The following is an 18,315-nucleotide window of genomic DNA, read 5'->3' on the forward strand; positions in this document are numbered from 1 at the left end:
ACGTATGGAGCAAAGCAGAATACGGGAAAATAATGATCTCGTCTATCGCCCCCGTATTTCGCTGCGCTCATAGGGGGTACTGAACTATTGCTAAATACCTAGAATCTACACTTTGTAATAGCGCCTCCTTAATCTTGTATTTTTCTTCTTTAAATTCATAATTAAATTTATCTGTTAATTTAAATAAAGTGCAATAGAGTGAAAATTATTTTGAATAAAACGATTTGAATCGTACCATTGATTCACCTAAGGTTGCTCACTTTGCTGCGAGATTTTAGCTTGACTCTCGGTGCTGGTTACGGAATAAGCAGAGTTTTGTAGAGTTAAAGCAGATATATCAATGTTAAATTCGTTTCAAGGGATAGATTGAAATGGAATTACACACACTTTCCCAATCTCAAGTTTGGCACTGTTGCCGAAAAAAGCAATACGGAAATTTATGCAGCTGGGAAAGCTATCATTCCCTTAAATTAAGGGTACAACGTATTTGCAAAAATTGGAGCAGCCCAAGTCTTTATTACCACCCTTCCTGGTATGCAGGATGTTTTGGCATTATATTTGTCAAATACCCACGGTGAAATTTTACCTTATGGTGCCTTGAGGGTTGATTATTCACCTTCTCAAAAAGTGGGATTCTTTTCGCAGGTACGCCCGAAGGCGATAACATTCCAGCTAGATACGTTGTGATGGGTGATTTAAATTACAATTTTTAGCCCGCATCTTTAATTGTGATCTTGTCATTGGCGCCTAGATGTCAGAATAACAGTCTGCCTTTAGCCTTTACAAGGGCTTTTCGCTCATTTACAATCCTTCGTCAGTCAGTTAATTAAATTGAATGACCAAAAATTAATTTGGAAAATCCCTGGTAGTAGGGCAGTTCTATTATTTAATTTTAAAATAGTGGTAGGATGCCATGTCAATAAATTTGATTATTTTTACGGCCTTAGTTTGTTTTTCTCTAATTCTCCTTTTCGTTTTCATTTCTATGTTTGGTCGAGGAAGAGATCGATTAGACGATTCGCCATGGAAAAATGATAATAAGGATCAAATTTACGTTGGTAATTTGCCCTATCATATAGTGGAAAACGATTTGCATCAATATTTTTCCCGTTTTGGTGCGATTGAATCTGTTAAAATTGTTAGAAATTTTCGTACGGGCCATTCAAAAGGCTATGCGTTTGTGACGTACCTTACTACAAAACAAGCCGTTAAAGCGTTAGACGCTCATGGCAAAGATTTACAAGGACGATCTTTAGTCGTTCGGATTGCTAAATCAAGAGAGCAGCAACACGCATACACGTAACCACCTTGAAAGCGCTAATAATCGAAGATTTAAAAAAGACTTATAAAAATCACCTTTAAGCCCTGAAAGACATTAGTTTTTCGGTCAAGGAGGGCCTTTTTTTGCTGTCCCTTGTAGAGACTGACGGCGCGCTAAAGAAGCGTAAAGAAACGAGCCTATTCGGATACATAAAAACAGGACGTAAATGCGTGTCATGCGGTAAAAAAATAGTAGTAGTAATGGGTAGGCAAAGAAATGGACAATTTTAAGTGCTCGTACTATCGTTAAACGACATTTGAGACCGCCGGAAAGGCTGCGAGCCATATCTGTGCGTTTTTCCTAAGGTCCTAATTGTTTTAAATATTTTTTTGGCTCGCGGCATTGCTTTTTGACGCGAAATTCCGTAGTAAGCCGCTTGTTGTAGAACAATATCGAGAACGGTTTGAAATCTGTTGAAATTGAGTTCTTGAGGAGCAATACTAATGCACCCTTTTTCCGCGGCAAATTCATGATTAATACCATGACCGTAATAAGCAAACACCTTTCCGCTAGTTTTGTTTACTAAAGAAGTAATGAATAGCTATCCTCCTCTATTTATCCAGTCCTATTGGGACCCAACAAAGAGAAATTCACTTTAGGATTCGCATACGCCATTATCAGGTAGATGATGCCCGTTTAGTTGTACAATGCCTGTCCTAGGTGCAAAAGCAAAAGGGGCTACCGTATTGACGCGAACTCTTTGTCAATCGGTTGTTCGTGAAAATGCTCGTTGGAAAGTACGCTTAATATAGCCAACTTAGCAAAAAGAGAAACCGTTGTTGTCGCCAAAGCTATTGTCAATGCAGCGGGGGCATGGGTTTCTCATGTGCTGGATAACATCGCTAAAGTAAAGTCGACTTCGCAAATTCGTTTGTCAAAATTAAAGTCTCGTTTTCCTAAATTGGTTCGACTTGGAGAGTCAGTACCCTTTTGCCAGACGGTGATTTAAGGGCGATTTTAATCAATTTTTATCAGCTATGAAAAAATATACCTAGCTGCCGAAAGCACTATTATTCCATTATGCCAACCATTATCGATCGTTAATGAACCTTTTTTAGAAAGCGCGCGTCGATTGACCATCTCGAAGCATTTTGGAGGCGGTTTGTATGGAAAGGAAGCAGACTATCTAAATTAAAAACGAATAGGCAAAAACGACTGAGGATATTTTGTGGCGTCGAACAAAATGGGGTTTATTGTCGGACCAAGAAATCAATCAACTTGAGGTATTTTTATTTAAATGATGTTGAACAATGAATTTTTTGACCATGATGCGTTCGAACTGGCTCAGAATTTACTAGGTAAAATAATTCATGTGTATTATGGAAAACAATGGTTGTGCGCTCAAATTATTGAAACCGAAGCTTATTACAAACATGAAAAAGGCAGTCACGCTTCATTGGGCTTTACTGAAAAACGCAAAGGATTATTTATGCTTGCCGGCACGATTTATATGTATTATGCACGTGGGGGTGATTCACTTAACATTAGTTGTCAAGGAGAAGGCAATGCTGTTTTAATAAAATCAGCTATCCCTTATCGTGAGGCTAAAAATTTAGAAACGATGATAGCTACGATGCAACAACTCAACCCTTCTAAAAATAAAGCTGCTTGCCGTAAGCCTGAAAAATTGTGTTCAGGTCAAACTTTGCTATGCAAATCGCTTAATTTACGCGTTAAAGAATGGGACCAAAAACAGTTTTCAAAGAAGCATTTTTTTATCAGTGATAACGGTTATCGCCCTTTGAAAATTATAAAAACTCGCCGCTTAGGGATTCCAAAAGGACGCGATGAACATTTATTCTACCGACTGCTCGATCATCATTATGCTGCTTATTGCACAAATAATCCCTTGAATAAAAGGAGCTGGCAAGAAGGAAAAGATTATTTCATTATACCTTCCAAAACGGATGAGGTATAATCGACTAATTTTTCGGAAAATAACAGACCTAAGGTTTTTAATAATAAAATTTATTGAAGGAAAACAGTTGAAAATTGATCTGTTAATTAACAATAGGGCGTGGGATGCTATCGAAATTTTTCTGAAATTCCGTTTGACTCCTTAGAAAAAATGTCGCGTGTTAATATCGACTGGCTGGTCAAATTAACGCGCTGATTACTGCCGTCCATGATTAAAAAAGGGAAGGGAAGGGAAGTATTGTGTGAATATTGGTTCTGTTTATTCATATTGTGCCCGTCCCTTCACAGGCGGTGTATGCCGCTAGCAAAGCCTTTGTAAAATCATTGCGACCACAGCCCGAATTAAAGAAAACCGGCATTTCGGTTTGTTGTGTTTTTACGGGGTCGACTGAAGTGCTTTCCAAGAGCGGCAGGGGTTGTCAATGATTCAAAACGTTTTACATTGCCCTCAACTATTGTAGTATAATTGGTTTTTTTATCGTCTTGATAGAATACATTCTTGTTTTTTGGTTACCAAAAATTATAAATTTCTCAGCCTATCCAGATGCGTCGAATAGAGAAAAAGTGGTCAAATTAATTCTACCAAAAGCGAGGAAATATGTTTCGACTTGATCTTCTAAGCGATCCTTTAGAACAATTTAAATTATGGTATGACGAGGCTATCTGTCATGAAACCCTTCATCCAGATGTGATGGTGCTGGCAACCGCTGATTTAAAAGGCAAGCCTTCTGCACGAAATATTTTGTATAAGGGAATTTCTAAGGGTGGCTTTCTCATTTTTACGAATTACCACAGTCGGAAAGCTTATGAACTAGATGAAAATCCGCAGGCTGCTTGGGTTTTTTATTGGCCAAAAACCTATAAGCAAGTGCGCGGTGAGGGTCGAGTTGAACGCTTAACGCAAGAGGAATCAGAAGCTTACTTTGAAACGCGTTCTTGTGAAAGTCAAATCGCGGCATGGGTTTCGGAACAAAGTCAGGAAATTCCTGATCGTGAGTATCTCATCATGCGCTATAAAAAATATCGGGAAAAATTTCAAGATAACGTGCGTTGTCCCGAATTTTGGGGCGGATTTCGTTTAATTCCCGATTGTATGGAATTTTGGGTGGGGCAGGAACACCGTTTGCACGATCGCTTTTGTTACCTTAAAGAAAACAAAAAATGGAAAATTATACGCCTTGCACCTTAAAGAAGTTTAATAATCCGTAAAGGAATTTAGAATGAGAAAAATTGGCCATGATACTAAAGGAAAAACTTATTAGGAAGTTTATAATCCCGCGATAGAAGAAGTAAGCGCGCAAGGTGGGATTGGACACTGCAGAAAAAGTGGCAGAAACTGTTGAGTCCGCTTCTAGATTGGCACCTTCATGGGTTACAGCGCCACCGCAATGGGATTGGCTTTGCCAAAAACGGAACACTCATTACTTGCGACGTGAATGAAAAGTCCACCGCACTTGCTAGGAAATATTGGGAAAAAGCAGGGCTAAGCGATAAGATCAAGTTTCGTCTCTCAGCGGCGAAAGATACATTGGCCGAATTAATTCATGCTGGTCAAGCCTGGCAATACGATATTATTTACATTGATGTGGATAAAGCCAACACGGGTCTTATTTTATGAAGAATCTTTAAAGTTGCTGCGAGAAGGGTGATTGATAGCCGTTGATAAAGATGAGTGCGTCCGTAGCCGATAGCATCGCTGCGATTTTCTTTCATTACTTCAGTTATCTTTTTTTAAAAATAGAAATTCTATGTTAGCGTATTATAACGCCCCCTTTAAGGGGGGCAGTGGCACTAGTCTGCTTGTTGAAAATCTACACTTTTAATCGCACACCCGGGTCAACACTAGCACTTGACGGCTTTTGCCTATTAAGTTTACAATTGTCCGTTCAATGCAATACTTCCCTGAAGATAATGACGCGCCTCTTTTACCGATTGCTTCTGAAAAACGGTCTTTTTATCTCTATCCTTCGATGGTTATCACGCTAAGTTCTTTATTTTTATTTTATAAATACCTACTTCAGGTTTCGCCAAGCGTTATCGCCGATGATTTAATGCGCGTTTTTCATATCAGTGGAGGAGGGCTAGGTAATTTAGCGGCTATGTATTTTTATAGTTACGTGGTTGCTCAGTTAGCGGTAGGTATTTTGCTCGATAAATACAGCCCTCGACTCTTAACCAGCCTTGCTATCGTTTGTTGTGCTTTGGGATCAATAATTTTTTCTATCGCTGACACATTGTGGGTGGCTGCTTTTTCGCGGCTGCTGGTCGGTGCAGGGGCGGCGTTTGCCACCATTAGTTATATGAAAATGGCCAGTATTTGGTTTCGCTCCAATCAATTTGCTTTTGTTGGTGGATTATTAGCGACCGCCGCTATGTTGGGGGCTTTATGCGGCGAAGCGCCATTAGCGTTTCTTGTTCATCACCTGGGTTGGAGAAATAGTCTTTTTATTCATGGCCTTTTAGGTCTTGATATCGCTGGGATTTTTTATCTCTTTATTCGCGATAAAAAATCAGTAGCTTCCCCAACTGATTACGAATCTCAAACCGTTACGTTAAAAAATATCCTCCAAGTTTTAAGAAATAAGTTAAATTGGTTTTTGGCCTTGTATAGCGGCCTCGCCTTTGCTCCCGTCGCTGTTTTTGGCGGCCTGTGGGGCAATCCTTTCTTGCAGGAGGCCTATCATTTTACAAGCACTCAGGCGGCTAGTTTAATTTCGCTTCTGTTCATTGGAGTGGCCATCGGTGGCCCGCTATGGGGCTATCTTGCCAATCAATTAAAAAAACGACACTCGATTATCGTCTTTGGAACCGGACTAGCCTTGATTTCCATTTTGTTGGTAATTTATAGCCCCCATCAATCCCTTTTGCTTTTAGAAGTTTCATTGTTTTTATTTGGTTTAGGGAGTGGTGCGTTTATGTTAGGTTTTGCAATAGGAAAAGAAATCAATAAAGCCGCATTATCAGCAACCGTAGTGGCTTTAATTAATACAGGCGATGCCATTTTCAGCGCGATCAGTGAGCCGCTAGTTGGAAAAGTATTAGATGGATTATGGACAGGGCAGATGGCAAACGGCGTTCCTCATTTTTCAGTTCAACATTATCAGATAGCTCTTTTGTTGTTGCCCATTGACTTAATTGGCGCGCTTTTATTTATCGGTTTGTTTCACTGGAAAAAACCGCCATGCTATTCTTTTTTCCTAAGGAAAAAACGATATAGTGGTGATTATTTCGATAATCACCACTAATTTTTCCAATAACTTTCATTAACAATTTTTTATTTTGGCAGCCGGCGTCTTACCCAAACTCACTTTTCCCGCAAAAATAAAAATACGTCTTCCATTCTCACCTTCCGATATGATAGATTGAGGCGTTCCCCTTTTCTGACAAGTTTTAAAATGAATATAATGAATATTTGGAAAACACCATTTAATGTGCAAAAAGCCGCTAAGCATTGCAAGAACACTATGGTTGAACATCTAGGGATTGAATTTACCAAGGTGGGAAAAAATTATCTTCGCGGCTGTATGCCGATTGACCATCGCACGCAGCAACCGATAGGACTTATGCACGGTGGGGCTTCTTGTGTCCTAGCTGAAACGCTGGGGAGCATAGCCGCTAATTTTTGTGTCGATTCCAACGAGTTTTATTGCGTAGGGTTAGATATTAATACTAACCATGTACGTTCTGTGCGCTCAGGTTTTGTAATCGGCACTGCTAAGCCTTTTCATATTGGTAAGAGCACGCAAGTATGGGGCATTGAAATTTTCGATGAAAAGGACCGCCTAGTTTCAGTTTCTCGTCTAACAATGGCGGTATTGAAAAAACGGCGACTCAACGAGAAATAAGGTAAAAGCTAATTACTGCCCCTATCAAGGGTACAGATTTGCCTATTTTTGGACAGGCTAAAAGCTTGAAACCCCAACTATCCGTGTCAGTATCGGCTTATGCGAAGCATGGCGGAGTTTTTTTAGGTCCTCACTCACTTATCCACTTGGATAACGTATCAATAATTTTCTGCGCCTGATCATTGCTAGATATAGTAAACTTAGAACGCTGTTTGAATTCTCCGTTGCGTTTTTGGTAGCGACGAATAGTATAGCTAACAGGGTTGTATTCCTGTTTGCTTCGGCTCCATGTTTGGATTTTAAAAAGAATGGTGCACCATGCGCCTTTCGTTAGAACGACTTTATCGAGCTCTTTAAGAGTCACCACGCCGTATTCAACATATTCGACGCTCAAATCATCAACGGATTCTACCACGTTCTTTTCTCCTGGTTTAACGCCTCTTCAGTGTAGCCAAAATTGAAATTTATACAAGGGGATGTATCGTTTCCACCATTTCAGTCTTACTATTTGACTAGTGACAGAGGGGTTAATCCCGGCTAGACCATCTATGAATCATGCGATCAAAAACAAATCATGCTCATATAACGAAAATAACCACACCCCATGGCGAGGTGATCACCCCCGCTTTTCATGCCAGTGGGAACTCGGGTTGGTGGCTGCACACAGTTAAATTATTTTTGGCAGGAACACCTATCACATGTTAGTCGCTCCGGGCTTGGAAATGATTCAAGCGGCGGGGGGCGGAGAATGCATGGCGTTTATGGGGATGGGATAAGCCGATACTGACGGATAGTGGGGGTTTCAAGCTTTATTGTTCAGGTATTATAGTACATGTAATAATGGTCAGATTGAGATGATTATTTTTCACATTTTCCTGCTCAAAATGAATCGGAAGAACAATGGTCTGACCTGGATCCTGGCAGAATTAATTTTATTTAATCGTGCGCGACCGATTTATTCTTTGCCCCCCTCACAATTATATTTTAAAAAACGAACAGCACCGGTTAGACCAAAGTCCAGCTTATCATATCTTAAATTACATATCGCTTGGCGGCAGTCAGTCATTGATGCTCCTTTTATTCGAGCTCGTTTTATTCAAGGGAATAATGTGGTGGAAGGCACTATCCGTGTTAGTGTTCAACGTTACTTGAACGTGGGGTTAAATATCGTTCCTATGAAGGGATAATAAATTATCCTCCATTTTTTATTCATACTTAGGAGCGACCATGTAAATTCCGGGTGCGTTACGTAAATAGCCTTTATAGTCCATTCCATAACCAAAAACGTAGTGGTTACCTACTTTCAAGCCTGTAAAGTCAGCGTGTTGATGGCCACCAGGCAAACGAGCGTCGCATTTATCCACAAGAACGGCGGAATACACTTCTCCCGCTCCACATTTCTTGCAATAATCAATAATAGCACCTAAAGTGAGGCCCCCATCGAGAATATCATCAACGACTAAAACCGTGCGACCCTCCATGCTGCAAGTGGGCTCTGCTTTCCATTCTAAATTTTTACCTCGTGTTTCCCCGTGATAGCGGGTTGCGTGGACGTAATCAACTTCAAGCGGAAAATCCAAGCGCGGTAATAAATTACCAAGAGGAACAATACCGCCCACGACAACACATAAAAAAATGGGATTTGAAGAAGACAATGCTTGGCTGATTTCTACGGCCAATGTGTCCAGAGCGGCTTCAACTTCCGTTTTTGAATAGAGGCAAGTGGCTGTTTTAAATACTTCACGAATATTTTCTCGTTGCTCTTTTTCGTTGTATCGATCAGCATGTTCATTATCATTTTCTCCTTTTTCTTTTTTTACTAATAACCCTTCCGGGACGTAAATTGTTTGCGTGGGGAAAGCACACTCAGCACCATAAGTGGTAATGATATTTATAATTTTTAACATTATTTTTTGTTGAATGGATTGAAACTTTATCCACTCCGTTGTTTTTGTGAAAGTGTACACCATCATATTTAATGAAGAAGGGGTGAACTCGAATAAATTAACAAATAAAGTTTGCGTTACATCAATTTCAGGATCGTTTCGCAACATTTCTTCAATCGCTTTGGCTAAATCCGTAATTTTACTAGCGTCCGAATAACGCACGCCGACAATAATTTTCAGACGTCGATTTATCATTCGTGAAGGATTTTCAAGAGCCGCATTAGATAAGATTCCATTAGGAACATAAAGTGGACGCTTATCAAATGTCCGAATTCGCGTCAATCGCCAGCCAATGTTTTCGACAGTACCTTCGATTTGTCGATCCGGCGATCGAATCCAATCTCCCACGGAAAAAGGGCGATCCCAGTAAATCATCATGCCACCAAAAAAATTACCCAACGTATCCTTTGCTGCAAAGCCAATAACAGCCATGCCAACGCCACCAAAAGCTAATAGCGCCGATATTTTAATACCAATCGTTTGCAATAACATTAATAAAACGAAGACAATAATAACGACACGCGTTAGTTGGGCGATGGCATGTACGCTAGTTTCATCGCTAACCTTACCCACTTTTTGACGAGCTTGATGCGTCATTCCATCTTCTAGATAGCGAATAAATCGCATGGCAAACCAAAAAATAATGACCAAAGTGAAAATTAGACGACCCGAGGAAAGTGCATTCGTAAAATCGTCGTTGGAAGAAAATAATGTAGTTAGGATAGAAACGGTAAAACTAACAATGATCAGCCAGATGTAAACCTGCAACGGCTGATGGAGCGCTTGTAAAAAAGCTTGCAACCAAATTCGCTGTTGTCGCTGGAATCGAGGCAATAATCGACAGTAAAGCAACCATTCTAAAACACTGGCAATGCTGCCGATAATAAGAAGAAGTGCGATTTTAATGATGGAATTATGGGTACTTAATAACGGGCTCACACCTGCACCTGCCCTCTTCCTTCATTTAGAAGAAGGGATTTTTTTAAAGTTCGAAAACGAAGATGATACCTCAAATTAGAATCCCATGCCTCCCCTATCCCATACCATTAACCACAAGTGCTAAAGACTAAAAAATTTAAAAGCCCTCGTGTCACGGTGCTTTTCTTAGCCTTTTGACCGGGATTCCCGTGATTTGAGGCGCGTGAAAGCCCTTGGGTCTCGTTCATCGATGGGCAAAGCTTGGTGGGAGTCGGCAGTTACTCTCTACCGTGCCCCGGAAAATGTTTAGCCACTGCTGGCATTCCGATGGGCGTTCAGGGGTATCGATTACGATACTGCCCAAGACTTCAACAACCCTTGGGTCACTACTGAAACTGCGTTCATCGATGATTTTTTTGCCCTGGTCAACGTCTAGACTTCTACCGGCGTCATATTGACATCGATCCCCTTTTAATTCATGAATCGCCGTTTTCAACATATTTTCTAAATGCTTTCGTGTTTGAACCGGATCCCGCGCTGGTAACGCTTTCCAAAATAACGCATGCTTGGCAGGTCCGTAAATCCCTGTTGAAATCGCTGAACACGCCCCCTCTTGGTCCACAGCCACAAACAGCGGACGAATTTTTAATTGATTGAATGAGCCAACGAAGTTGGGAGAGGTTTTCATAGTTGCGAGTGAATAAAATAACTCCAGCGCGGCGACCTGGGGATGTTGAAGCAATTCACGCTCTTGCGGCGAAAGCACCGCATCCTCAAGGTCAATAATGGCAAAACCCAAGGTTTATTCCTTATTTTTTTCGGGCTTATTAAAAGCGTTTGGCAGATGATGCACATTGCCTTTTGAGGTTAATCCCTTAATTTTAGCGACTCCTTCCTTTTCCATCTCATCGATACGCAAAATCATATGCATAGGAATGTAACTTCGTTTTACACCCTGGAATTCTGTTTTCAGTTTTTCTTCCGAAGTATCGACAATAAGGGAATTAGCTTCGGAGAAGAGTAATTCCTCAAATTCAATAAAGCCCATCAGATTTTCTTCCGACATGAATCGAGCATAAATTTCATAAATTTTTTCATCTTGACTAAAAATGACTCGATAAATGCGTTGTTTTTCGTGCATTGCTACCTCAGGAACCTTTCATTTCATTTAGATATTGAGTTTCTTCAGGCAAGTAATAATCAACGCTAGTTGACCACAAGGGCTCTTCTCCCATTCGACACACTTGCCGTTGATGGTCTTTTCAAGATCTCGGCTAAATTTTTCGGCAATTTCCCGATCAATCTCAGGGCTTTCCACAAACCAGATTCGGGCTCGAGTCTCGGAAGGGACAATGGTCTCCTCTACCCTTCCAAACCAAAATTTTAGAATTTCGTCAATACAATCCATAACGGCGCCTTTATATCATGTTATTGGAACGAGGTAAAACCATTCATTCCCCGTCCCTTTTTCTTCCCCACAGCGATAACACTTAGCCTTCAATATAGACCCGATCGCCAGCAGAAACTCAGTCAAAAAGTTCGACAACGTCGTGATTATGCATACGAATGCATCCTCGGGAACCGGGTTTCCCACTTTCTTAAACGATTTTTACCTACTTCAAGGCCAGAGAGCCATAAAATCCGTGTTAAAACCCAATCCCGGTCTGGGTAGCAACGTTTAAGCGATGGAGAATAAACTTCCCCCGTGAGACGTCGTTCCATGAAGACCGTATTAGGTAGGCAGCCCTCTCCCACTTTAGCTAGTATGATTGGCCAACCGCGCAGGGTTTTTCACTGTTGATCAGCTCGCCTGGACCGTTTCGGGCAGTCGATACGAGGTATCACTTGATTACTTGGTTGTCTCGAAAAAGGGTCAAAGTTTAGCTAGGAATTGTCGATAATGAGATGAGCGGTCATTATTGCTTAAATAAACTGGATAACACCCCATAAACAATGGGGTGTTTGAGCTTGAAGGTTTTTGCAGTCAATTTAGTCGTTATCGCTGTTGTTGTCCATTTGATCGTCGGATTGATCGTTTTTATCGTTATTTTGATCCGCATTGCTGTTCTTGTAATCTTGATCCGTTGGCTGATTATTACGGGTTTGCAGCCAATGCTGAAACTGCGCATACATTGCCTAACATTAACAAAGCAACACAAATTTTTTTCATGGTATTCTCCCATAAGCAATTTAGAATTTTGAAAGCCTTTATAAAAGGCGACCATAGGGCCGCTTACAACTTTCCAGGCTGAAATAATATATTGATTTACAGGGGCACCCTCAGCGTACCTAGAAGTACCTGAGCAGCGGAGCACAGAAAATCAATAAATTTATAGCCCGTATAGTAGAATTGTAAACAGCCCCTAACACACACTCATTTTTCAAAATAAGAAAGGAGTTCTACATCCCTATTCCTTTTAAGTAATCCACTACTTGATTGATCAAATCTTTGTCTTCACTATTGAACCATTTCGCATCTGGCCAGCGTCGAAGCCAAGTTAGTTGCCTTTTAGCCAATCGACGAGTAGCCACAATAGCTTTGTGGCGCATCGCTTCATAACCATACTCTCCCGCCAAATATTCCCAGGCTTGCCGATAACCTACCGTACGTATAGCGGGTAGATCAGAATTTAAATATCCACAATTATAGAGTTGCCTCACTTCTTCTAGAAAATTATTTTTTAACATTTGGTCAAAACGTCTTTCAATTCGCTGATGTAACCGGCTTCGATTTTCGGGTGCCAGTATTAAATTTATAAATTGATAAGACAATGCCTTGAAACGTTTTAAGGATTGGTACAAAGATAAAGGCTGCCCTGTTATTTCATAAACTTCAAAAGCGCGTTGAATTCGCTGAGCGTCATTGGGATTAATTCGAGCCGCAGATTTTGGATCAATCGCGTTTAATTTTTCATGTATTTTTGCCCATCCATGCTGATCTGCTTGTTCTTGTATTTTTTTTCTAACGGTTTTATCAGCGGTAGGCAAATCAGAAAACCCTTGCTCCAAAATGTGAAAATACAATATGGTTCCGCCGACGAGCAAAGGCGTGCGGTTTCTAATTTGAATCACTTTAATTTCGTTTAAAGCATCTTTATAAAATTGACCCGCTGAATAAGGAAAACTGGGATCACAAATATTAATTAATCGATGCGAAGTGAGCTGAAGTTCTTCTTCGTTAGGTTTAGCTGTGCCAATGTCAAGACCACGATACACCATAGCAGAATCAACGCTAATAATTTCAAACGGTAATTTTCGAGCTAACGCAATAGCTAAATCCGTTTTTCCGCCGGCCGTTGGTCCCATTAAACAAACAATAAATGGATTTTTATTCACGTTTATTGTCCGCACAAAAAAATGTATCTAACTCGGCAATATCGAATTGCTTCCAGGTCGGTCGGCCGTGATTGCATAATCCACCGTGTTCGGTTTTTTCCATTTCTCGCAATAAAGCTTCCATTTTTTCTATGGTTAAATAATGAGGGTCGCGCCACGCCGCATGGCAAGCGAGAGTTGCAAGTGCAACATTAATTCTTTCACCGACGCGAGAAGTTGTATTATGAGTAATTAAATCAGCAAGCACGTCGCGAATTAAATTTTCGAGATTTTTTGGTTCTAATAAAGAAGGATGACCTCGTACGATAATTTTATCTGAACCAAACCATTCAATTTCAAATCCCAGCCGGGCAAATAGATCTTTATTGGTCTGCCAATCGGTTATTTCTTGCAAATTTAATAATAAATTAATTGGAACCAATAAAGATTGGATCGCTAGGCCCATCTTTGCGAACTGCTTTTTCATTTTCTCATAAAGTATGCGTTTATGCGTTCATGCACTTCGTGCATATCAACAATAACAAGACCTTTTTCGTTTTGCGACAAAATATAAATTTCCTGCAGTTAAGCAAGCGCATGACCTAAAGGATAAATTCCCTTGACCCTCGATAAGTGGTGGAACAAAATTCGTTATCGGGTTATATTCAGCAGTCGATTCATGAATTAAAAAATTCCGTACCCACTGCGGATCTCGAAATCGGACTTCATGTTTTGTCGGATGAACATTAATATCAACAAAAGCAGGATAAATTTCTAATTATAGAGCAGATAGGGGGGGCCCGGGTCGGTCGTGAAAAATAAAACGTCGTGATGAGCCTGACGAAGCGTTTAAGCGATTAATTTGTTGCGAACAAAACGACCATTAACATAATGTATTGTAAATCAGGTTGTGCGCATATAAGCGCCCTCGGCGATGTACCCATTTTGCATAAAAACATCGCCCAAATATACTTCTAATACGGTTTTCTTGCCTGTTTATTGTAGTGACTGATTTGAAATGAATTATTTCTTTTTCACTATGATGAAGTAAAAATTCAGTAGTAAAATGACTTAGGGCTAAGCGTTCAATGATCCGCCGGATGTGCTGAAATTCAGTGGCTGGCGAGCGTAAAAATTTACGCCGAGCCGGTGTATTATAAAGCAAGTCTTGGACGTCGATAGTTGTTCCCTTGGGATGCGCTGCTGGGACCGGTGTCATGGTTTTATGAGAAATATTGCTGATTCGATAACCCATCTCAACATCTTTTTGACGTGAGATCAACGTCAAACGAGAAACGGCTGAAATACTAGCCAGCGCTTCACCACGAAAACCAAGCGTAGTGATGTCCTGTAAATATCAATTTTTGTAATTTTACTCATGGCATGGCGCTCGAGTGTCAATACTAAATCCTCAAGATGGATCCCGTCCCCGTCATCTTGAATCCGAATTTGTTTGGCGCCTCTTGCCTGTAAAATATCAACGCGAATACAACTCGCACGAGCATCGATACTATTTTCGATGAGCTCTTTTACTACTGAAGCAGGTCGTTCAACCACTTCTCCCGCGGCAATTTGATTCGCAGTTTGATTATTTAATCGACGGATATCATCCCTCAAGCCTAGCCGATCTTTCCTAAATCTCTAGTGTCTATTCATTAGGGCACTAGCGCTTCACTTACGCCGCCCAACGTTTAAGAACTTTAATTAGATCATCTTGCATAATTGGCTTTGCCATCACTTCGTCCATTCCTACATCAAAACAACGTTTACGGTCCTGTGCAAAAACATGAGCGGTCATCGCGACAATAGGAACGCGTTGATCTGGTATTTCATTATGACGAATACATTGAGTGGTCTCAAAACCATCCATGTCGGGTAACCCGATGTCCATAAAAACCATGTCGTAGTGTTTTTTCATTTTTTCAATAGCATCTTTCCCACAGGCGGTGATATCCACTTGGCAGCCCATTTGCTCAAGCATGATTTTTGAAATTCTTTGATTAACTAAATTATCTTCAACCAGCAACATATTCATATTAAAACGAGAATCGGACTCGCGGTCATAAGTAGAATTACTAACGGCTTGTTTCTCAAGTAAATCGCGCACGGGTAAAGCTTGGTTTGAGTTGGCTTGTAATCGAAATGGGATAATGCAGGTAAATTCGGAACCCATGCCAGGTTCGCTGGTTACGGAAATAGTCCCCGCCCATTTTTTCCAGCAGTTCTTTGACAATTGATATCCCAAGCCAACACCGTCGTATTTTCGCTGATAAACCGAATTAATTTGCTGAAATCGATTGAAAATCGAAGAAAGTTTAGTCTTTTGGATTCCAATTCTAATGTCTTTAACGGTAAAGCAAACCGTCATTTTCTTTATGATCTTTCTTCAAACAACTTGACGTTAACTGAGCGTAGCCCTTTTTCGTAAATTTAAGAGCGTTTGATTTGCTTGGAATATTTTCCAGATAATCAAATTTCAATTGGATTCCTTTTTTATGAGCCAACAATAACATGTCTCCTTTAATTTTCATCACCAGCTCATGCAAACCAATCATTTCTTCTGCAAGGGAGAACTTACTGGCTTCAAGCTTTCCAAAGTCAAGAAGGTCATTTAGCAGCGCCAATAAATTTTGGCTTGCTTGCGAAATGAGATCAATTTGCCCTTGTTATTCATCCGACAAATTATGTGTTTTTAAAATTTGAGACATGCCAAGGATAGCATTCAAGGGGATTCGCAATTCGTGGCTCATCATTGCCAGAAAATCAGATTTAATGCGGTTAGCTTGCTCAGCAAATTCTTTAGCCTTCCTCAGTTCTTTTTCGCGCAGTGCATCATCGGTAACGTCTTCAGCTATGCCAACAAAACCTACTAATTTTCCGTTTGCCATAATGGGAAAATAGGTATCCTTAATCCACCAAATTTTCCATCGAGGCGGCAAATTCGGAACTTGTTGATTGGCCACCGTTTCATAAAAACTCACGTCCACTTTTCCATTACTGATATCTTCAGGCAAAACGTAATCCATCCATGACTTCGGATTCTGGTATAGACTTTCACAACTCACACCCCATATTTTTTCGTAAGTTGGACTAATATAAATTTGTTTATCCCCTCGACTTCCTTTTACCAAAAAGCGCCCGACATTCTTTCAACAAAATGACGAAAATAATGGACGGCATTATCGAATTCTTTTGCGCGCAATTTTTCGCTACTGACATCTTTGACTACTCCCGCATAACTAAAGCATTGCTCGTTTTCATAAACAGGATAACAAGTTTCGTTGATCCAGTGCATTTCGCCATACGCATCAATAATTCGGTAATCAACCGTTTGTAAACAGCCCCTTTTTATTTTTAACTTGCCATTCCATTATCAGGTGGCGGAGTCGATCTTGATCTTCAATAATTAACACACTTATCCATTTGTTTGGATTAGCATAAAGTGTTTGGCGTGAAATACTGAAAATGCTTTCAAAAGCTTGGTTGACGTAGGCATGGTTATAAAAATCAACAGAACGAATCCAGAAGATGTCCTGGCTAGATTCAGATAGATTGAGAAAGATAGAACCTAATTTTTTGAGAATCGGTTTGCGAATCCTTGTTGTTGAAACTTCCATACAAACCTCTAGACTTTTAATTTCGCAATTTTGTCTACCCATCCTGAGCTTGGAGGATATGGAAATAGTATCACCTTTTTTAATGTCGGTCCCACTTTACTTTTTGAGCTAACCACGTGCCGCGTGGAGGACTGCAAATAAAATAAGCGCAAATACCTTGCATTAAAACTGAAGCAATATGTTGTTGATAAATAGGATTTAGTAATTTATGCTCTTCGTAAGGGTTAGAAATAAAACCCGTTTCCACCAAAAGTGAAGGAATATCTGGAGATTTTAAAACGACAAAAGCTGCTTGTTCAACACGATTATAATGTAGTCGGCCAATATTTTTAAGCGCACGAATGATTCTTTGTCCTATATGGAGACTATCGCGAATAGTAGCTGTCTGCGATAAATTAATTAATACCGATTTGAGTAAATTATTTTTATCCGCTAAATCGACGCCGCCCATCAATTCGGATTCATTTTCTTTGGTGGCGAGCCAACGAGCGGCTTCGCTAGTAGCGCCACGTTGAGAGAGCGCGAATACTGAAGCGCCCTGTGAACAATGGTTTTTATAAGCATCCGCATGAATCGCAATAAAAATATCCGCCCGATAACGTCTCGCAATGGCCAAACGTTGACGTAAGGTTAAATAATAATCTCCCTTTCGAGTTAAATAGACTTTAAACCCTGGCTGGCAATTAATATCGCGTTGTAAGTACCGTGAAATTCTCAATACAATATCTTTTTCATGAGCGCCCGCAGGGCCTGTTGCGCCTGGATCGCGTCCGCCGTGGCCCGGATCAATCACCACAATAATATCGCGCGATCGATAGGGTTTCGGTGAGCTAATGGGCGAGGCAATTATATTTTTTATTTTTATAATTTCAGATTTTTCTTTTGTTTTATTAGAAGAACTAATCAGATCGTTTAATAAACGAAAATGGAGGTTTTTGTGATCTGGCCTCAAGGAAACTGCGTGAATTTTAACGGGGGATTTTAAATCGAAAACAATTCGTAAGGTGTGGTTTCTGTGATAACCTATTCTAATCGACTTAATTAACGTTCCAGATAAGTTTTTTTTTAAAGTATGAATAGAGTGAGCTTGTTGAATGTCAAGAACTAGCCGCTCTGGTTCGGTTAATTCAAAATAATGAAAATGAATTATGGACGATGAATCGAAGATTAAATGATAATCTGAAGCATAAGGATAAACGTATAATTCAACGATTTTATTGGCATTTGCAAAAGAACTTAAAGTCCAAAATGAAAGTAGGAAAATAAAAATCCGCGATTTTCGCATAGCATTAACATTAAACAATGCTTGTAGGTATTTAGCAATAGTTCAGTACCCCCTATGAGCGCAGCGAAATACGGGGGCGATAGACGAGATCATTATTTTCCCGTATTCTGCTTTGCTCCATACGTATAGGCCCTGGGTTGTTGTGTCAACA

At 40.2% G+C, this 18,315-nt stretch carries 15 protein-coding genes and 14 pseudogenes; 11 read left to right on the plus strand and 18 right to left on the minus strand.

Translation table 11 applies throughout. From position 1 onward, the window contains the following. Positions 1 to 366: 366 nt before the first annotated feature. Together FIV31_RS04265 and FIV31_RS04270 are read left to right on the plus strand one after the other, a co-directional pair. Positions 367 to 713: pseudogene (locus tag FIV31_RS04265) on the plus strand (outer membrane beta-barrel protein); the annotation flags it as partial. 200 nt (positions 714 to 913) lie between these two features. Further along, on the plus strand, positions 914 to 1,303 hold the full coding sequence (locus tag FIV31_RS04270) for an RNA recognition motif domain-containing protein (RefSeq protein ID WP_280123939.1): 390 nt from the start codon (positions 914 to 916) through the stop codon (positions 1,301 to 1,303). A gap of 99 nt (positions 1,304 to 1,402) precedes the next feature. On the opposite strand, the pseudogene FIV31_RS08500 reads toward FIV31_RS04270, so the two are convergent. After that, positions 1,403 to 1,508, minus strand: a pseudogene (locus FIV31_RS08500) (hypothetical protein); the annotation flags it as partial. Positions 1,509 to 1,549: 41 nt separating this feature from the next. Further along, positions 1,550 to 1,856, minus strand: a pseudogene (locus tag FIV31_RS04275) (P-loop NTPase family protein); the annotation flags it as partial. 39 nt (positions 1,857 to 1,895) lie between these two features. Here FIV31_RS04275 and FIV31_RS04280 point away from each other — a divergent pair. From FIV31_RS04280 to FIV31_RS04310, 7 genes and pseudogenes are all read left to right on the plus strand, one after another. After that, a pseudogene (locus FIV31_RS04280) lies at positions 1,896 to 2,562 on the plus strand (FAD-dependent oxidoreductase); the annotation flags it as partial. Then, positions 2,559 to 3,239 (plus strand): DNA-3-methyladenine glycosylase, encoded by a 681-nt coding sequence (locus FIV31_RS04285; protein WP_280123940.1) that lies wholly within the window; start codon positions 2,559 to 2,561, stop codon positions 3,237 to 3,239. The pseudogene FIV31_RS04280 and the gene FIV31_RS04285, both read left to right, overlap by 4 nt. Next, a pseudogene (locus tag FIV31_RS04290) lies at positions 3,229 to 3,815 on the plus strand (SDR family NAD(P)-dependent oxidoreductase). Before FIV31_RS04285 ends, FIV31_RS04290 begins: the two are co-directional and overlap by 11 nt. Positions 3,816 to 3,836: 21 nt before the next feature. After that, on the plus strand, positions 3,837 to 4,427 hold the full coding sequence (pdxH, locus tag FIV31_RS04295; protein WP_280123941.1) for a pyridoxamine 5'-phosphate oxidase: 591 nt from the start codon (positions 3,837 to 3,839) through the stop codon (positions 4,425 to 4,427). 166 nt (positions 4,428 to 4,593) lie between these two features. Next, positions 4,594 to 4,884, plus strand: a pseudogene (locus FIV31_RS04300) (O-methyltransferase); the annotation flags it as partial. 243 nt (positions 4,885 to 5,127) lie between these two features. Beyond that, positions 5,128 to 6,483 carry an MFS transporter gene (locus FIV31_RS04305; protein WP_280123947.1) on the plus strand — a complete coding sequence of 452 codons (1,356 nt, stop codon included), beginning with the start codon at positions 5,128 to 5,130 and terminating at the stop codon, positions 6,481 to 6,483. A 117-nt stretch (positions 6,484 to 6,600) separates the two neighbouring features. Then, complete coding sequence (locus FIV31_RS04310; RefSeq protein WP_280123942.1) at positions 6,601 to 7,083, plus strand: hotdog fold thioesterase; 483 nt, start codon at positions 6,601 to 6,603, stop codon at positions 7,081 to 7,083. Positions 7,084 to 7,213: 130 nt separating this feature from the next. Here the strand turns inward: FIV31_RS04310 and FIV31_RS04315 are convergent, their stop codons facing one another. Beyond that, complete coding sequence (locus FIV31_RS04315) at positions 7,214 to 7,498, minus strand: hypothetical protein (protein WP_280123943.1); 285 nt, start codon at positions 7,496 to 7,498, stop codon at positions 7,214 to 7,216. Positions 7,499 to 7,638: 140 nt separating this feature from the next. Here FIV31_RS04315 and FIV31_RS04320 point away from each other — a divergent pair. Together FIV31_RS04320 and FIV31_RS04325 are read left to right on the plus strand one after the other, a co-directional pair. Continuing rightward, positions 7,639 to 7,896, plus strand: a pseudogene (locus FIV31_RS04320) (tRNA-guanine transglycosylase); the annotation flags it as partial. Between the two features lie 49 nt (positions 7,897 to 7,945). After that, a pseudogene (locus FIV31_RS04325) lies at positions 7,946 to 8,255 on the plus strand (CsiV family protein); the annotation flags it as partial. Between the two features lie 33 nt (positions 8,256 to 8,288). Here FIV31_RS04325 and FIV31_RS04330 read toward each other — a convergent pair. The 15 genes and pseudogenes from FIV31_RS04330 to FIV31_RS04380 form a co-directional block, all read right to left on the minus strand. Further along, positions 8,289 to 8,831, minus strand: coding sequence for a hypoxanthine-guanine phosphoribosyltransferase (locus tag FIV31_RS04330; RefSeq protein ID WP_280123948.1), 543 nt, complete (start codon positions 8,829 to 8,831; stop codon positions 8,289 to 8,291). A 6-nt stretch (positions 8,832 to 8,837) separates the two neighbouring features. Next, positions 8,838 to 9,968, minus strand: a pseudogene (locus FIV31_RS04335) (mechanosensitive ion channel family protein); the annotation flags it as partial. Between the two features lie 207 nt (positions 9,969 to 10,175). Further along, positions 10,176 to 10,746: pseudogene (locus FIV31_RS04340) on the minus strand (glycoside hydrolase family 3 N-terminal domain-containing protein); the annotation flags it as partial. 3 nt (positions 10,747 to 10,749) lie between these two features. Next, positions 10,750 to 11,088, minus strand: a complete 339-nt coding sequence (locus tag FIV31_RS04345) for a DUF1820 family protein (RefSeq protein ID WP_280123944.1) — start codon at positions 11,086 to 11,088, stop codon at positions 10,750 to 10,752. 51 nt (positions 11,089 to 11,139) lie between these two features. Further along, positions 11,140 to 11,355: pseudogene (locus tag FIV31_RS04350) on the minus strand (DUF924 family protein); the annotation flags it as partial. 118 nt (positions 11,356 to 11,473) lie between these two features. Beyond that, a pseudogene (locus tag FIV31_RS04355) lies at positions 11,474 to 11,824 on the minus strand (L,D-transpeptidase). Between the two features lie 112 nt (positions 11,825 to 11,936). Next, positions 11,937 to 12,159: pseudogene (locus tag FIV31_RS04360) on the minus strand (hypothetical protein). Between the two features lie 188 nt (positions 12,160 to 12,347). Beyond that, positions 12,348 to 13,283 carry a tRNA (adenosine(37)-N6)-dimethylallyltransferase MiaA gene (gene miaA / locus FIV31_RS04365; protein WP_280123945.1) on the minus strand — a complete coding sequence of 312 codons (936 nt, stop codon included), beginning with the start codon at positions 13,281 to 13,283 and terminating at the stop codon, positions 12,348 to 12,350. Further along, positions 13,276 to 14,867, minus strand: a pseudogene (mutL, locus tag FIV31_RS04370) (DNA mismatch repair endonuclease MutL). The gene miaA and the pseudogene mutL overlap by 8 nt, the downstream one beginning before the upstream one ends. A 70-nt stretch (positions 14,868 to 14,937) precedes the next feature. Then, positions 14,938 to 15,630, minus strand: a complete 693-nt coding sequence (locus FIV31_RS08505; RefSeq protein WP_425278265.1) for a response regulator — start codon at positions 15,628 to 15,630, stop codon at positions 14,938 to 14,940. After that, complete coding sequence (locus FIV31_RS08510; RefSeq protein ID WP_425278266.1) at positions 15,608 to 15,886, minus strand: hypothetical protein; 279 nt, start codon at positions 15,884 to 15,886, stop codon at positions 15,608 to 15,610. Before FIV31_RS08510 ends, FIV31_RS08505 begins: the two co-directional genes overlap by 23 nt. 42 nt (positions 15,887 to 15,928) lie before the next feature. Beyond that, positions 15,929 to 16,393, minus strand: coding sequence for a histidine kinase dimerization/phospho-acceptor domain-containing protein (locus FIV31_RS08515; protein WP_425278267.1), 465 nt, complete (start codon positions 16,391 to 16,393; stop codon positions 15,929 to 15,931). Further along, a complete protein-coding gene (locus tag FIV31_RS08520; RefSeq protein ID WP_425278268.1) occupies positions 16,387 to 16,557 on the minus strand; it encodes a hypothetical protein in 171 nt (56 codons plus the stop codon). The genes FIV31_RS08515 and FIV31_RS08520 overlap by 7 nt, the downstream gene beginning before the upstream one ends. A 28-nt stretch (positions 16,558 to 16,585) precedes the next feature. Beyond that, entirely contained in the window at positions 16,586 to 16,879 is a 294-nt protein-coding gene (locus FIV31_RS08525; RefSeq protein WP_425278269.1) for a PAS domain-containing protein, read from the minus strand. A 79-nt stretch (positions 16,880 to 16,958) separates the two neighbouring features. Beyond that, positions 16,959 to 18,182 carry an N-acetylmuramoyl-L-alanine amidase gene (locus tag FIV31_RS04380; protein ID WP_280123946.1) on the minus strand — a complete coding sequence of 408 codons (1,224 nt, stop codon included), beginning with the start codon at positions 18,180 to 18,182 and terminating at the stop codon, positions 16,959 to 16,961. Between the last annotated feature and the right edge of the window lie 133 nt (positions 18,183 to 18,315).

Origin of the sequence: Coxiella endosymbiont of Ornithodoros amblus (assembly GCF_019425495.1) — a bacterium.
GTDB lineage: Bacteria > Pseudomonadota > Gammaproteobacteria > Coxiellales > Coxiellaceae > Coxiella.

Coding starts and splice junctions, on each gene's coding strand:
- FIV31_RS04270 (WP_280123939.1), top strand. CDS start 914: ATGTCAATAAATTTGATTATTTTTACGGCCTTAGTTTGTTTTTCTCTA.
- FIV31_RS04285 (WP_280123940.1), top strand. CDS start 2,559: ATGATGTTGAACAATGAATTTTTTGACCATGATGCGTTCGAACTGGCT.
- pdxH (WP_280123941.1), top strand. CDS start 3,837: ATGTTTCGACTTGATCTTCTAAGCGATCCTTTAGAACAATTTAAATTA.
- FIV31_RS04305 (WP_280123947.1), top strand. CDS start 5,128: ATGCAATACTTCCCTGAAGATAATGACGCGCCTCTTTTACCGATTGCT.
- FIV31_RS04345 (WP_280123944.1), bottom strand. CDS start 11,088: ATGCACGAAAAACAACGCATTTATCGAGTCATTTTTAGTCAAGATGAA.
- FIV31_RS08505 (WP_425278265.1), bottom strand. CDS start 15,630: ATGACGGTTTGCTTTACCGTTAAAGACATTAGAATTGGAATCCAAAAG.
- FIV31_RS08520 (WP_425278268.1), bottom strand. CDS start 16,557: ATGCACTGGATCAACGAAACTTGTTATCCTGTTTATGAAAACGAGCAA.
- FIV31_RS08525 (WP_425278269.1), bottom strand. CDS start 16,879: ATGGAAGTTTCAACAACAAGGATTCGCAAACCGATTCTCAAAAAATTA.